General features: G+C 39.8%; 17 protein-coding genes and 1 riboswitch. Of the genes, 15 read left to right on the top strand and 2 right to left on the bottom strand.

The genetic code is table 11. The features are described from left to right. The first annotated feature begins 16 nt into the window (after positions 1-16). A complete protein-coding gene (gene rarD, locus AKG34_RS17720; protein WP_053347305.1) occupies positions 17-946 on the top strand; it encodes an EamA family transporter RarD in 930 nt (309 codons plus the stop codon). Between the two features lie 161 nt (positions 947-1,107). Here the strand turns inward: rarD and AKG34_RS17715 are convergent, their stop codons facing one another. Further along, entirely contained in the window at positions 1,108-1,935 is an 828-nt protein-coding gene (locus AKG34_RS17715; RefSeq protein WP_083450832.1) for a protein-glutamine gamma-glutamyltransferase, read from the bottom strand. Between the two features lie 218 nt (positions 1,936-2,153). Then, a riboswitch (TPP riboswitch) is annotated at positions 2,154-2,263 on the top strand. Between the two features lie 131 nt (positions 2,264-2,394). Here AKG34_RS17715 and AKG34_RS17710 point away from each other — a divergent pair. The 5 genes from AKG34_RS17710 to AKG34_RS17690 are packed head-to-tail and all read left to right on the top strand — an operon-like array spanning position 2,395 to position 5,990. Beyond that, positions 2,395-3,399 carry an ABC transporter substrate-binding protein gene (locus tag AKG34_RS17710; protein ID WP_053347304.1) on the top strand — a complete coding sequence of 335 codons (1,005 nt, stop codon included), beginning with the start codon at positions 2,395-2,397 and terminating at the stop codon, positions 3,397-3,399. A gap of 11 nt (positions 3,400-3,410) precedes the next feature. Continuing rightward, the gene (locus AKG34_RS17705; RefSeq protein WP_053347303.1) at positions 3,411-3,695 is read left to right on the top strand and encodes a thiamine-binding protein; all 285 of its coding nucleotides are present in this window, start codon (positions 3,411-3,413) and stop codon (positions 3,693-3,695) included. Next, positions 3,692-4,474 carry an ABC transporter permease gene (locus AKG34_RS17700; RefSeq protein WP_053347302.1) on the top strand — a complete coding sequence of 261 codons (783 nt, stop codon included), beginning with the start codon at positions 3,692-3,694 and terminating at the stop codon, positions 4,472-4,474. The genes AKG34_RS17705 and AKG34_RS17700 overlap by 4 nt, the downstream gene beginning before the upstream one ends. Next, the gene (locus tag AKG34_RS17695) at positions 4,458-5,201 is read left to right on the top strand and encodes an ABC transporter ATP-binding protein (protein ID WP_053347301.1); all 744 of its coding nucleotides are present in this window, start codon (positions 4,458-4,460) and stop codon (positions 5,199-5,201) included. Before AKG34_RS17700 ends, AKG34_RS17695 begins: the two co-directional genes overlap by 17 nt. A gap of 18 nt (positions 5,202-5,219) precedes the next feature. Next, complete coding sequence (locus tag AKG34_RS17690) at positions 5,220-5,990, top strand: TatD family hydrolase (protein ID WP_053347300.1); 771 nt, start codon at positions 5,220-5,222, stop codon at positions 5,988-5,990. Between the two features lie 41 nt (positions 5,991-6,031). On the opposite strand, the gene AKG34_RS17685 is transcribed toward AKG34_RS17690, so the two are convergent. Beyond that, the gene (locus tag AKG34_RS17685) at positions 6,032-6,832 is read right to left on the bottom strand and encodes an NAD kinase (RefSeq protein ID WP_053347299.1); all 801 of its coding nucleotides are present in this window, start codon (positions 6,830-6,832) and stop codon (positions 6,032-6,034) included. Between the two features lie 205 nt (positions 6,833-7,037). Here AKG34_RS17685 and sppA point away from each other — a divergent pair, with 205 nt between their 5' ends. From sppA to AKG34_RS17640, 9 genes are all read left to right on the top strand, one after another. Continuing rightward, positions 7,038-8,039: a signal peptide peptidase SppA gene (gene sppA / locus AKG34_RS17680; RefSeq protein ID WP_053347298.1), complete on the top strand. Its 1,002-nt coding sequence runs from the start codon at positions 7,038-7,040 to the stop codon at positions 8,037-8,039. Positions 8,040-8,051: 12 nt separating this feature from the next. Next, positions 8,052-8,594 carry an RDD family protein gene (locus tag AKG34_RS17675; protein ID WP_083450831.1) on the top strand — a complete coding sequence of 181 codons (543 nt, stop codon included), beginning with the start codon at positions 8,052-8,054 and terminating at the stop codon, positions 8,592-8,594. A gap of 100 nt (positions 8,595-8,694) precedes the next feature. Then, on the top strand, positions 8,695-9,387 hold the full coding sequence (locus AKG34_RS17670) for a DUF2953 domain-containing protein (protein WP_053347297.1): 693 nt from the start codon (positions 8,695-8,697) through the stop codon (positions 9,385-9,387). Positions 9,388-9,402: 15 nt separating this feature from the next. Next, positions 9,403-9,867, top strand: coding sequence for a GerW family sporulation protein (gene ytfJ, locus AKG34_RS17665; RefSeq protein WP_053347296.1), 465 nt, complete (start codon positions 9,403-9,405; stop codon positions 9,865-9,867). Positions 9,868-10,050: 183 nt separating this feature from the next. After that, positions 10,051-10,551 (top strand): thiol peroxidase, encoded by a 501-nt coding sequence (gene tpx / locus AKG34_RS17660; protein ID WP_053347295.1) that lies wholly within the window; start codon positions 10,051-10,053, stop codon positions 10,549-10,551. Between the two features lie 425 nt (positions 10,552-10,976). Then, the gene (locus tag AKG34_RS17655) at positions 10,977-11,963 is read left to right on the top strand and encodes a class I SAM-dependent methyltransferase (protein WP_053347294.1); all 987 of its coding nucleotides are present in this window, start codon (positions 10,977-10,979) and stop codon (positions 11,961-11,963) included. Between the two features lie 180 nt (positions 11,964-12,143). After that, on the top strand, positions 12,144-13,358 hold the full coding sequence (locus AKG34_RS17650) for an acetate kinase (RefSeq protein ID WP_053347293.1): 1,215 nt from the start codon (positions 12,144-12,146) through the stop codon (positions 13,356-13,358). Between the two features lie 248 nt (positions 13,359-13,606). Then, entirely contained in the window at positions 13,607-14,449 is an 843-nt protein-coding gene (locus AKG34_RS17645; protein ID WP_053347292.1) for an EcsC family protein, read from the top strand. Beyond that, entirely contained in the window at positions 14,446-14,958 is a 513-nt protein-coding gene (locus AKG34_RS17640; RefSeq protein WP_053347291.1) for a MogA/MoaB family molybdenum cofactor biosynthesis protein, read from the top strand. The genes AKG34_RS17645 and AKG34_RS17640 overlap by 4 nt, the downstream gene beginning before the upstream one ends. Positions 14,959-14,993: the final 35 nt, after the last annotated feature.

Genomic DNA, 14,993 nt, shown 5'->3' with positions numbered 1-14,993 from the left:
AGAAAGAAGGCAGGTTATGAAAGTGGATGAACAAAAAGAAGGGGCGATCTATGCAGCCCTTTCTTATATGATGTGGGGAGTTGTCCCGATTTACTGGAAGTTTCTTCAGGGAGTCGGTGCAACAGAGATTTTGGCGCAGAGGGTATTATGGTCTTTCGTCTTCATGCTTGTTTTATTGATTTTCATGAAAAAATGGCAAGCGTTTCTGGATTATGTCAAAAACATAATGGGTAATCCCAAATTATTCGCCGCATTGCTTACGGCATCACTGCTTGTTACAGCTAATTGGGGAGTGTTCATCTGGGCTGTTAACTCAGGACGGATTCTCGACACGAGCCTCGGCTATTATATCAATCCGCTAGTCAGTGTTTTGTTAGGAGTAATAGTCTTAAAAGAAAAATTGAGCGGGGCACAGATTGTGTCTTTCCTACTCGCCGGAATCGGTGTATTAATACTTGGTATTCATTTCGGTACGATCCCCTGGGTCTCTCTAGTCTTGGCCATGACCTTTGGGTTATACGGTCTGGCAAAAAAAATGATTAAGGCCGAATCAGCAATCGGGCTAACACTCGAAACGATGATGGTAACGCCTCTTGCTCTGGGTTACTTGATATATTTAATGTCCCAAACCGAATCACAATTTTTTACAGCAGGTAGCACAAGCTTACTGTTAGTTGGCGGTGGGGTTGTCACGGCTTTACCTCTTTTATATTTTGCGAAAGGGGCGGAGAAGATTCCGCTATCGATGCTTGGCATCTTTCAGTATATCGCTCCGACGTTATCATTATTGATCGGGGTATTCGTCTATCATGAGAGTTTTACTAAAGCACATCTTTTAGCCTTTTTGTTCATCTGGTCAGCCTTGGCTGTTTATACGCTATCCATTACCAAATGGGGGAAGGCAGGGACACGTAGGTTTAAAGAAAAAAGAAACTTTGGTGCATAAAAAGAAAAAACGCTTGAGGAAATCCATTTCCCAAGCGTTTTTTTTATAGTGATACACGTCACCCTGAAAAAAATTGTTAGTGAGTGTCGAGTTTCACAAGCTATTAAAATAAACGAAAAGAGATTCAAAATCTATATCTTTAATAAGAGAAACTGTTAATCCTACGCTAGAAAAGTTCTCGAGCCTATTTCAGAAACAATTATATTGGATAGGCAGTCATGAAGCGACACGGGGTTATTACGGGGGATATTTGGCTTGAATTGACTATAGTGGGAACTATTTATGCTTATAATATGCTGTGTTAGAAATGCTGATATGGTGGCTTTCGACTTTCTATTGCTATTTAATTCATCGATGATTCCTTGTTGATTGGTAATCCCAATCCCATGGCCATAAAAGAGGTTTTCTCCAAGGAATATCGCATTTTCTCCTTGCCATTCTGGAGTGTTCGGGTCGTAATCTGGGTTTTTGAAGTAAACACAGTCGCCTGGTACATAATCTTTCCCTTCATGAACTCGAAGAATCAAATTCTGCGGATAGTGCCAGTCATAAAGAGTAAGGCCTGAAAAAAGACGGTCAAAATTCTTAGGACCAACCGTATCTAAAACAGCTTTTAAAAAAACAATGACTATCGCTGTCCCGCATTCGAAAGCGTAAAGACTTCCGTTTATGAAAATATCCTCAAGTGCCAGATGAGGGGGTACCCTTGGTTTAAGCTCAAATGCTCCATCTTTTGTAAGTCGCCAATATTGTTCATTGCATACAGAATCCTCTATTATTGTAAATTCAGGATTACTCTTATCTAACGAAACGGCAGCTTTATTGACTTGCAGCCTCATCTCTATATCGAATTTAAGATCTTCCATTGTCTTATATACAAAAATATTCGGATATCTCCACATTAATTGGAGAATTTCTAATGCTTTTTCAGATATCATACCTGGTTGGATTTGACTGACATCTAACCATTTTTGATTAATTTTTATCATAATCATATCCACCTCTTGGTCACAAAATTAAATGATTAATTTTAGTAGTTCAAGAACTATCTACAGTGTAATAATTATTATATGAGTTGCTGAACAATACTGATTAAATTTTATTCCTATTACTGAGGATGATCAGAATGGCCAATCGTTAGAAGAAGCAAATTAGTATTCCCTTTTCTGTATGAATTGATATAATGAGAGAGAAAAGTTCATATGTGCAAGAAATGTAGGGGAGCCGGTATTGCTGGCTGAGATTGCGTCCTTAAGATGCTGACTCTTTGAACCTGATCTGGATGATGCCAGCGGAGGGAACATATTATGACTGACTTTCTGTTTTGTATGTTAACGTCCGAATTCATCCTCGGGCGTTTTTGTTTTTTTATCTATTATTTGGATGGGGACTGGCACCCAATAAAGTTTCGGCATATGGACCTTATATAACGTGTAGGAGGAAAAATAGTGAATAAATTATTGCCACTGTTAACTTTGTTATTCCTTTTAGCTGGATGTGGTGCTGGCGGCACTACTGAAAAGGAAGAAGCAGCTAAAAATGAAGACAATAAAGAATTAAAAAAGGTTTCGGTTGTTCTCGATTGGACACCGAATACAAACCATACAGGATTGTATGTAGCGAAGGAAAAAGGGTATTTTAAAGAACAAGGCCTGGATGTAGAAATTATCATGCCAGGTGAGGCAGGAGCTGATAAGCTTGTGGCTTCAGGGAAATCAGAATTTGGCGTGAGCTACCAGGAGGGCATTACACAGGCTCGCGTGCAAGGCGTGCCGATTGTTTCGTTAGCGGCTGTCATCCAGCATAATACCTCAGGATTCGCTTCTCCTGTGGCTAAAAATATTAAAACACCTAAGGATTTTGAAGGGAAAACGTATGGTGGCTGGGGGTCTCCAGTTGAAAAGGCTATCATCGAATCTCTCATGACAAAAGACAATGCGGATGTAAATAAAGTGGAAATAGTAAATACAGGCGACTCGGATTTTTTCACTTCAGTGAAAAGAGATATTGATTTCGCTTGGATTTATTATGGCTGGACAGGTATTGAGGCTGAATTGCGAAATGAAAAGCTAAATATGGTTTACTTAACTGATTACTCAGATAAGCTCGATTACTATACGCCTGTTTTGACCACAAATGAAAAGATGATTAAAGAGGATCCAGATACTGTTAAAGCGTTCGTAGAGGCAACTTCGAAAGGGTACCAGTTTGCGATTAAGAATCCTGATGATGCAGCAGACATTTTAATCAAGGCTGCACCAGATCTAGATAAAAAGCTAGTGAAGAAAAGCCAGAAGTGGCTTGCATCTAAGTATCAGGATGATGCTCCTAGATGGGGTGAACAAAAGCTTGAAATTTGGAAGAATTATAGTGAGTGGATGACTGAAAATAATCTTCTTGAAGGTGATTTCGATCCTGAGAAAGCATTTACCAATGAATTTTTACCACAATAGGAGGAACTACAATGGCAAACTCATTAATTAGTATACAAATTATTCCTAAAGGGGAAAATGTCATCCCTTTAGTCGATGAAGCGATCAAAATCATCGATGAATCAGGTGTCAAGTACGAGGTGCACCCGCTTGAAACAACAATGGAAGGTGAGCTTTCTGAGCTTCTGGCCGTTATAGAAAAAATGAATGTGAGAATGATTGAAATAGGTTCGCCGAATGTCATTTCCCAAGTGAAAATATTGTACCAGCCTAGCGGAATCACGATGGATACGTTAACGGAGAAATATCGGCCATGAGCGGAAGAAAGATTTGGAAGAAGGGGGCTCCCTTCTTTCTTTTATTATTGTTGCTAATAGTGTGGGAGGTAGCAACAGGCTTATTAAAGGTTGAAAAATGGCTACTTCCTGCTCCATCAGCCATTTTTATCGAGGGAATAGAGTCGTTTCATAGCCTTTTTGGACACCTTATATCAACTACTAACCTTGCATTATCTGGTTTTTTTATTGGAAGCTGTATTGGCTTAGTAATTGCTGCTCTCTTACACCTTTTTCCTGGTGTAAAAGATGCGGTTTATCCGCTTCTCATTCTATCACAAAATATTCCTATCATCGTTTTGGCGCCGCTTCTAGTCATCTGGTTTGGCTTTGGTATGCTGCCGAAGCTGATTGTGATTTCTCTCGTATGTTTTTTCCCTCTCGCTGTTGCTTCATTGGACGGTTTTCGCCAGACTCCTTATGAACTTAAGCATTATTTCAAGATGATGGGAGCAGGGAAAATGCAACTATTTTGGAAGCTAGAACTTCCTCACTCGATTCCGTTCATTTTCTCCGGACTAAAAATTTCGGCCACTTACAGTGTAATGGGGGCAGTTATTTCGGAGTGGCTTGGGGCTAAATCGGGGATAGGTGTTTATATGACGCTCGCATCCTCTTCATTTAGGACAGATCGGGTGTTTGTTGCCATTTTTATCATTATGGGACTGAGTCTTCTCTTTTTTGGAATCATTACCATACTTGAAAAATACTTTGTTTCATGGAAGAGAAAGGAGGGTGAAAAGGATGAAGCTGCAAATTAAAGATGTCTCCTATACTTTCGATGGTAAACAGAATATTTTAGAGAATATAAATTTCTATGTGGATGATGGAGAGTTTGTAACCATCCTTGGGCCATCTGGCAGTGGTAAAAGTACATTGTTTCACCTAATAGGGGGCATTTTGAAGCCGCATCATGGCATCATTTCACTGGACAGTAAAAAAATAAATGGCTTAAAGGGTCATATAAGCTATATGCCTCAGCAGCCATCCCTTTTACCTTGGAGAACGGTATTAGAAAATGTTTTGCTAGGAAGCGAGCTTTCGGGTGTTAAAGATAAAGAAATGGCAAAAGCTCTATTGATGAAAGCCGGATTAGAAGAGTACGAGAAAGCATATCCGCACGAATTATCTGGAGGCATGAAGCAAAGAGCTGCGTTTATTCGAAGTATATTAAGTCCACAGGAATTGATGTGCCTGGACGAACCCTTTTCTGCCTTGGATGAACTGACAAGATTGCAAATGCAAAAATGGCTGATGTCTGTTTGGGAAGAAAATCGGAGGTCGGTGCTTTTTGTTACGCATAGCATTGATGAAGCGGTTTTCCTTTCCGATAGAATATACGTGTTATCAGCAAAACCGGCAACTGTCATCAAAGAAGTTGTAGTTCCATTTCCAAGGCCAAGAAGTGAGGAGCAGCTTCTTAGTGATGAATTTTTCAATTTGAAGAGAGAATTATATGCCGCACTAAAGCCAACTTTTACTACTTAAGTTAGGAGGGAATATAAAATGAAGATCATCGACAGCCATATCCATTTGGATAGGTATGATGAAAGGAAGCAGAAGCAGATTCTCACTGATATGGAAAAGGCACAAGTGGAATCCTTGCTAACTGTTTCCATGAATTTGACCTCGTCCATAAAAAATTATCAGCTTTCCATCAAAGATTCACGTATTAAGCCTGCCTTTGGTTTTCATCCTGAGCAGTCCCTCCCAAGTGAAGAAGAAGTGAATGATTTATTGAGTTGGATGCGGGAACATAGGCACAATATGTTTGCTGTAGGTGAGGTAGGGCTGCCATATTACTTAAGGCAAGAAAATCCCAGTATAGATACGTCAGAGTACATAGAGATACTTGATAGGTTCCTTGCTTTTGCGAAAGAGTTTGAAAAACCAGTTATTCTTCATGCGGTCTATGATGATGCGCCTGTTGTTTGTGACCTATTAGAGAAAAACCAAATTACAAAGGCTCATTTTCATTGGTTTAAAGGGGATATCCAGACAGTAGAAAGAATGGTCAAAAACGGGTACCACATTTCCATCACACCTGATGTTTGTTACGAAAAAGAAATACAGGAGTTAGTTTCGGTTTTTCCGCTTAAGCTGATGATGCTTGAAACGGATGGCCCATGGCCGTTTGAAGGGGTTTTCAAAGGGGAATGGACCCATCCGGGCATGATGCATGACAGTGCACGTCAAATTGCTTCAATTAAAAACTTACCATTTGAGATTGTATATGAAACCCTTTATCAAAATACCAAAGATTTTTATCATATATAAAAAGGTACCAGATATTATATCTGGTACCTTTTTAGGGAGTTTTATAAAAAAGTCCGTTTTACTTTTTCCCAAAAGGAGTTGTCTTTCAGCTTAACGGTTTTGATGACTTTACCGCTTAATCGGACCTGGACCTTTTCGACATAACTAATGCTCAAGGCTTCATTGTCCAAGCCAATGATTGGATAGCTTGGTCCGTTTTGTTCAAGGTGAACAGTCAATGTTTTATCGCCGCTTAGGATGAATGAAGAGCCCAAGGTCCGATAGGTATTGTTATTGATTGAAGCGAGCTCGCTTACCTGAAAGCATGGGAGAAGCGGGTCCACAACGGCCCCATTGACCGATTTATTATAGGCAGTGCTTCCGGTCGGTGTCGCTATAATGATTCCGTCCCCACGGAAGGTTTCAAAATGGATTTGATCAATGAAAATATCCATGATGAACGTTTTGATGATAGAAGTGCGGATACTGAGTTCGTTGAGGGCATAAAAGGAAGGTTGGTCATCTAGTTGAATATCAATAGTTGGGTATTTGCGCACCTCGATTTGCTCTCTAGTCATGGCATCAATCATTTTGTTTGTATCTTCTAGGTGGAAATCACAATACATATTCAAATTTCCTGTGGTAGAAACGCCAGCATATAAACAATCTTCTCTGAAACCGGTTTTACGGACTGCCTGCAAAAAGGTGCCGTCATCACCAATACTTACGATAATGTTGGCTTTTGTGAAGTCTTGGACAATTTCATATGAATATTGCTTTGCCAACTTGGCTAGACGTTCGACCTTGTTCAGCATCTCTGCATTTGAAGCATGGAAAAAATAAATATTCTTTCGAGTGTCCATCATGATCCCCCTAGTATGTATAGTGATGAAAGGGCTTTCTTTTTTTCTGTATAAGGGAAAGCCGATATTACAAAGTGTACCTTCGCATTTCCAATTAGAGGATTATTTGCTACAATTTTATATGTCTTAGTTTATCATGGATTGAAACATTTTTGTATGCAGTTCGTATGGTAAGAAGGATACATATATTTAAGGGGGAACACAGATGAATGGAAAGCGTTGGGCAGCACTTGGAATCGCAGCCGTTTTATTTTTTGTCTCTATTGGAGTAGGGGTGGCTACGACTGTATTTACAGCTGATACGGAAAATTTGATTGATGAATTATTTGCTTCCGACAGCGAGTTTTACGAAGAAGTTATAGAAGGCGAAGATTTCTCAAATGTTATTGCGGTATTTGATGTAGAAGGTACAATCCAAGATACTGGAGAAGCTTCATTACTTAGTTCAGCAACATATAATCACAGAGCCTTCATGGATAAGTTGAAAATGGCTGAAGAAAATGACGATATTAAAGGAATTATCTTGCGTGTAAATTCTCCTGGCGGCGGTGTTGTGGAAAGTGCTGAGATTTATGATAAGATCCTTGATATTAAAAAGGTGAAAAAACCAGTCTATGTTTCTATGGGTTCAATGGCCGCTTCTGGCGGATATTATATTTCTGCTCCAGCTGATAAGATTTATGCTAGCCCAGAAACAATGACGGGTTCACTTGGGGTCATTATGCATGGGTATAATTACGAGAAACTAGCTAAAAAGTATGGAGTTGAGTTTGAAACAATCAAAAGTGGTCCACACAAAGATATTATGAGTCCGTCTCGGGAAATGACTGATGAAGAACGCGAAATCCTCCAAAATATGATTGATAATTCTTATGATCAATTTGTTAAAATCATTGCCGACGGGCGCGGTATGACAGAGAAGGAAGTACGTAAAATCGCTGATGGCCGGATTTATGATGGACGTCAGGCGAAAGAAAACCATTTAATTGATGATTTCGGCCATTTGGATGATGTAATTGCCGCGATGAAAACGGATATCGGTAAAAAAGACGCGCAAGTAATCCGTTATACAGATGAGGCAGGTTTCGGTTCATTATTCAGTATGGGAGCGCAAAAAATGTTGGGCAATGATGTGGAAACGGCTGTTTTGACAAAAATCCTTTCCTCTTCAAATTCTCCACGCTTAATGTATTTGTATGCGGAATAGGGGGGCTGAAGGATGACGGAACGAAATGAAAACAATGAACAAATCGATTCATCCAATCTTAATACAAAGCAAGAAGAAGAAATCGTTCAGCAAGAGCTTTTACCGGCACAGGCAATCGTGGATGATGGCGATGTGAGGGTAGTTTACTTTGCTGGTTTTTGGTTGAGATTTTGGGCATATTTAGCTGATTTGTTGATTATCGGGAGCTTAAACCGGATTTTGATTCATCCTATTTTTAAGTTTTATAATGGTACAGACGATCTTTGGTTTTCGGCAGAGGCTTTCTTAACGGGACTTGTATTCTTTATTTACTTCGTATTGATGACCAAATACTTAAACCAGACGTTGGGTAAGATGATTTTTGGACTGAAAGTTGTGGCATTGAAAGAAGAGACAGAGTCTATTTCTTGGGGTACAGTATTGTTCAGGGAGCTGATTGGCCGCTATATTTCAAAAATCACGTGGGTTGGCTATGTGTTGGCGGGCCTTTTACCAAAGAAACAGGCTTTGCATGATGTCTTTGCAGACACAAGTGTTGTTTTAGTTAGAAGATAATTTGTTTTAATTATGAACCTGTAAGAGCGTAATTTTCGCTTTTGCAGGTTTATTTTTTTTTGCCCAAGCCGATAATGATAGGCTGAAAGGGCGTGGATGTATGAAGTGGCTTTTGCTAATTTTGACTATTCTCATTGTGGTGCTGCTTCTTCTTGTTTTTACGAAAATAAGAGTGCACTTTGACTACAAACGTGTTCATAAAAATGACATAATTCATATAAAAGCATCAGCATGGTATGGACTTTTTCATTATACCTTCAAGGTACCTGTCATCAAGAAGGACGATGACTCGGCATCGATAGTAGTAAAGAAAGAAAAAGGAATGAAGGAAGAAACTAAAAAAGAAGGATTAGATAAAATTACACCGGAAGATTTACGGGATGGAATGGCTGACATGAAGACACTGCTTCAACATATAGTCAATTTTCATCGGGCCATTCGTCATTTCTTAGGCAAAGTTCAAGTTATAGAATTTGCCTGGCATAGTATGGTCGGTACTAAAAATGCCGCACACACCGGGGTCTTAACAGGGGGCTGCTGGGCGCTTAAAGGTTCCATCATTGGCATATTAACGACCTATTTAAATTTTAAAATCATGCCCTCTTATTCAATTACACCTGACTTTCAGAGGAAGCAGGCTAATACGTCGATTTCCTGCATATTACAATTTAGAATCGGGCAAGCTATGGTGACTGGAATAAAACTGCTTCGATACTGGAAAGGCGGAAGAGTGAAGTTTAAGTCTAAGAAATTAGCGAAGCTGTCAGGTGATTCCAACAAACAATCGTTTTAGAGTGGAGGAATTTAGATGTCAGATCATCCAATCCAAGGGTTGATGAAAGAGGCAATGGAAAATCTGAAAGAAATGGTTGATGTGAATACGATTATCGGAGATCCGGTGGAAACTCCAGATGGTAGTGTCATATTAACCGTATCCAAAGTTGGGTTTGGGTTTGCAGCTGGTGGCAGCGAATTTGTGATTGACGAAAACCATCAAGGCCAGCAGGGCGCTTCCAAGCAGCCTTTTGGGGGAGGTAGCGGTGGTGGAGTATCCATTACACCAATTGCCTTTCTGATTGTCGGTTCACATGGCGTGAAAATGATTCATCTGGATGAAGGGACGCATCTTCTTGAAAAAATGATGGATTTAGCGCCACAGGTAGTCGATAAGATTCAGTCCATGCTTTCTAAAAAAGACAGTAATCAAAAGCAAGGCAGCAGTCAGCAATCTACAACGAAAAATCAAGAGCCTAAACAGAATTTAGATTTCTAACTGCGACTCGGCATCCGCCGAGTTTTCTTTTTGCGTAAATTTTTACAAAATTATTGAAAGGCTTGGAACGTTTAAGTTTAACGCATAGTGATTTTCACTTTTCTCAATTCAATTAATTGCAAAATTCCGGTAAAACAAATATTATTAGGCTTGTACATAAAGCAGAAAAAGGAGGAATTTTTAATGGCTTCAGTTACATTTAAAAACAACCCGGTCACTTTAGTAGGACCAGAACTAAAAGTGGGGGACAAAGCTCCTGATTTTACCGTATTGGCTAATGATTTATCACCCGTTACATTAAGTGACTCTAAAGGGTCTGTCCGCATTATCAGTGTAGTTCCATCTGTCGATACAGGTGTATGTGATGCACAAACACGTAAATTCAATGAAGAAGCTGCAAAATTGGATAATGTGAAAGTACTGACGATCAGTAATGATCTTCCTTTCGCACAAAAGCGCTGGTGTGCTGCAAGTGGATTGGACAATGTTCAAGTACTTTCCGATCACCGCGACCTTTCATTCGGTGAAGCTTACGGTGTCGTTATGCAAGAACTTCGTCTATTGGCGCGCTCTGTATTCGTTGTGAACAGCAACGATGAAATCACATTCGTTGAATATGTTAGTGAGGGTACAACTCATCCAAATTACGAAGGTGCAATCGAAGCAGCTAAAGCAGCAAAATAAGATACGATTTCTTAGAAACCGGGCTCATTGTGCCCGGTTTTTTGTTTTAAAGTTTAAAAGGAGGAAATTGTTCATAGGTTTTTAAATTCTAACCATCCGAGAGTGAAATCACAAAGATAATCCATAGAACAGGAAGTATTCCGTATAGACAAACAAAAACATAAAATCCCCACTTTAGAATCTTTTTTAGAATCATCAAAAAAATACAACCCCCCCAGTCATCAACACTATTAAATTAACATATTTACCTTATATTTACTCATGGTGAAAAAAAGGATGGCTCGCGCGAGATTCCTTATATGCGGACTTTCAAATAGGAAAACAGTACGTTAAACAAGCGAAGAATGATAAGCAGGACGTACGACTTGTATCTCTTTCTTCTTACCTATAAAATAGGGACAGAAGCAAACAGGAGGAATAAATAAGTGAAGTCTACCCCAGTTGAACAATTATTTTATGAATTTGATGAAACAGCCCAAATATTGCAAAGTGAACTATCATGTACGTATCTGGATGCCTTAGGAGAAACCGGAGAGAATTTCTTCCAAGGGAAAGTACTACAAGAGGAAATTAGTGAAGTATCGAAGAAAAGGTTAGCAAAGCAATATGCGGATTTTTCACCGGAGAAATATGAAAAGGAAGCCATTCGTAAAGCGTACCAGCTAGCTATATTAAAAGGTATGCAGCAGAGTGTACAGCCGAATCACCATATGACGCCGGATGCAGTAGGTATGTTTGTCAGCTATTTAGTTGGTAAATTTACGAAGAATCAAAAAGAGTTAGTCATGCTCGATCCTGCCGTCGGAACGGGTAACTTACTATTTGCGATTTTGAACCAACTAACGGACAAAGCCATCGCGTCATATGGTGTTGAGATTGATGAAACCTTGATTAGGCTTGCTTATGCAGGTGCCAATCTACAAGAACACCCGCTGCAATTTTTCAATCAGGACAGCTTAGAGCCGCTCTTCATTGATCCTTCAGATGTAGTGGTCAGTGACTTGCCGATTGGTTATTATCCGAATGATGTTCGTGCAACTGAATATGAGTTGAAGGCTGAAAACGGACATTCTTATGCGCATCATTTATTTATCGAGCAAAGTGTTAAGCATGTGAAGGATGGCGGATATTTATTCTTCATTGTTCCGAATAACTTATTTGTCTCGGAAGAAGCCCCTAAGCTGAATGATTTCTTGAAAAAACATACACATATCCAAGGGATGGTTCAGCTACCGCTTTCCATGTTTAAAAATGAAGAGGCTGCGAAAAGCATTCTTATTCTTCAAAAGAAAAAAGAGGATATAGAAGCACCGAAGAAGGCCCTTCTCGTACAACTTCCGAAGTTATCGGATTTCGAAGCGACAAGGTCTGTTATGCAACAGATGGATGATTGGTTTAAAGAGGAAAAATAGATAATAAAAGCTGGTGCCATAGGCATTGGCTTTTATTTTTAGGGAAAAGTGATTATTTTAAATTTTTAAATTTTTATTGGTTGTATCCGCTTACCATGATAAGATTATACAATATACTGCACGTTTCGAAGTGATGATCATAGGAATTGTAGACTAGCTTAGAGTAAAGGAGCAGGATGGATGTCTAAAATTATGGCTATTAATGCAGGCAGCTCTTCTTTGAAGTTTCAGCTTTTTGAGATGCCGAGTGAACAAGTAATTACAAAAGGTCTTGTAGAAAGGATCGGCTTGAAAAATTCCACGTTTACTTTAAGCGTTGAAGGCAAAAAGGTTTCTGAAACGCTTCACATACCCAATCATGAAGTAGCTGTCGGGCTTTTATTAGAAAAATTGATTCACCATCGCATCATAGGCTCATTTGAAGAGATAGATGGTGTCGGGCATCGTGTTGTGCATGGTGGTGAGGTGTTTAGTGACTCAGTCTTGATTACAGAGGATGTAATAGAGGAAATTGAGAAGCTTTCAGATTTAGCTCCCCTTCATAATCCTGCTAATAGCACTGGAATTAAGGCATTCCGGCAAATACTAAGCGAAGTTCCAGCAGTAGCTGTATTCGACACTGCTTTTCATCAAACCATGTCAGCAGGTTCATATATGTATAGCTTACCGTTTGAATATTATGAAAAATATGGAATCAGGAAGTATGGATTCCATGGTACTTCACATAAATATGTGTCCCAGCGTGCCGCAGAAATGATTGGTCGGCCGATTGAACAGCTCCGCTTAATATCCTGCCATTTAGGAAATGGTGCAAGCATTACGGCTATTAAGGGCGGAAAGTCGATTGATACATCGATGGGGTTTACTCCATTGGCCGGAGTTACAATGGGAACGCGTTCAGGCAACATTGACCCTGCATTGATTCCTTATATCATGGAAAAAACAGGGAAAACAGCTGATGAAGTGCTGGATGTCTTGAATAAGAAAAGCGGCATTCTAGCTCTTTCTGGCTTTTCCAGCGATCTGCGCGACATCCAAGTGGAAGCAGATAAAGGCAATGAGCGTGCGGAACTCGCACTTGAAGTGTTTGCTGATCGGATCCACAAGTACATAGGTTCCTATACAGCGAAAATGGGAGGTGTGGACGGCATCATTTTTACAGCGGGTATCGGTGAAAACAGTCAAACCATTCGGGGAAGAATCTTGGATGGCCTCGAATTTATGGGCGTATACTGGGATGAGGATCTGAATCGTACCTTGGGTGTGGAAGCGTTTATTAACGCACCGTATTCCCCGGTGAAAGTGATGGTCATTCCGACCAATGAAGAAATCATGATTGTTAGAGATACTGTAAAAATAGCTTTGAGTGAAAGCATTGAAAACGTGACTTCTTGAATCATAGAAAATCTCCTTACCTATTAATTTTTCGGGTAAGGAGATTTTTCTATGATTGCAATCAACTTATTTGTTAAAAGGTTATTCAATAGATTTGAATCCTCACATGGACCTTCGTAATATCTTTTTGATTTAACATATCCGCGAGTACTGAATCCTCATACCAATCATCTAAAGGTTCTTGAAAAGTCTACCTATGGTATAATTAAGGGAGAATCCACCAATTCTGTACATAGGAGGCTTGATGCATGGAATTCACGAATCGGGAAATAACAATTTGGAATGAAATTAGTGAATGGCAGGAAAACCTTTATCAATATGAGCCAACAGACCTGGCAGCCTTGTATGATAAATGGCTAGAGCAGGGTTTTTCACTGCTCCCAGAAAACGTCCAACAGCAGTTTTTTGAAAAGCTTGATACCTGGCTTTTTCATTTGCATGCCATGGTTCAGAGCTCACAAGTTCAAATAGATGCAAGAGAGCAGATTTTAGCATCAGCACGGATGTTTAATGAAGATATAGAGACACTTAGTGACCTAAATCTCTTGACGATCGATCAGTTGAATTACATAGCGAATCAGCATATTGCTAAGCACCGCTTATATTCTTTTGCACAAGGCGGAATAAGCGGGTCCGGCGGGCTACTTTTACTTGGAAGTGATATCCCGGCCATGACAGTCATCAATGTTAGGACCGTACAGTTGATTGCGATGTCCTATGGTTTTGAAGTAAATACGCCCTTTGAAATGATGCTGGCTTTAAAGGTATTTAATGCAGGAGCAATGCCGAAGAGGCTTCGAGGAACAGCTTGGGAAGAATTGATTCGGGAAGTTCAGACTGCAGAAGATGACTATTTTTATTTGGGAATTGAAGAACTTACAAATCCGACCTGGATGGAACAGCCACTTAAGCAGTTGCTGAAGGCCGTATCCATTACTATTTTTCGAAAAAAACTAGTTCGGGGCATCCCATTTATCAGCATGGCCATCGGAGCTGGGTCCAATTATCAAATGACCCGCAATGTAAGTGAATTTGCCCAAAAGTTCTATCAGTATCGGTATTTACAGGAAAAGAAGGCTGATGAAGAATGAGTGTCAAGGAACACAAAAAAGCCATCACGGAGGCAATTCGCTGTAAGGTGATAACCATTAGTGATACACGTAATAAAGAGACTGATAAAAGCGGCGCTCTAATGATTGAATTATTGAAATTAAAAGGGCATGAAGTGACGGAATATGAAATTGTCAAAGATGAACGTGGAGCGATTCAAGGGGCGGTTACTGCTGGCTGCGAAAACAGCCAGGTAGATGTCATCCTAACTAATGGAGGCACTGGCATTGCCAAAAGAGATGTAACAATCGAGGCAGTTAAAGAATTGATGACAAAAGAAATCCCTGGTTTTGGTGAATTGTTCCGGATGCTTAGTTATCAAGAGGACATTGGTTCGGCGGCCATTTTATCGAGGGCCATTGCCGGAGTAGTGAACAACAAGGCAGTTTTTTCCACCCCTGGATCTTCGGGTGCGGTTCGGCTGGCGATGAATAAATTGATTCTACCGGAATTGGGACATGTCGTTGGTGAACTTCGGAAGGATATATAAGAAAAATGTAAAAAAGCCTCAGCTCTCAAAGCTGT

This window comes from Peribacillus butanolivorans, assembly GCF_001273755.1.
Taxonomy (GTDB): domain Bacteria; phylum Bacillota; class Bacilli; order Bacillales; family DSM-1321; genus Peribacillus; species Peribacillus butanolivorans.
This window is presented reverse-complemented; position numbering and strand designations above follow the sequence as displayed.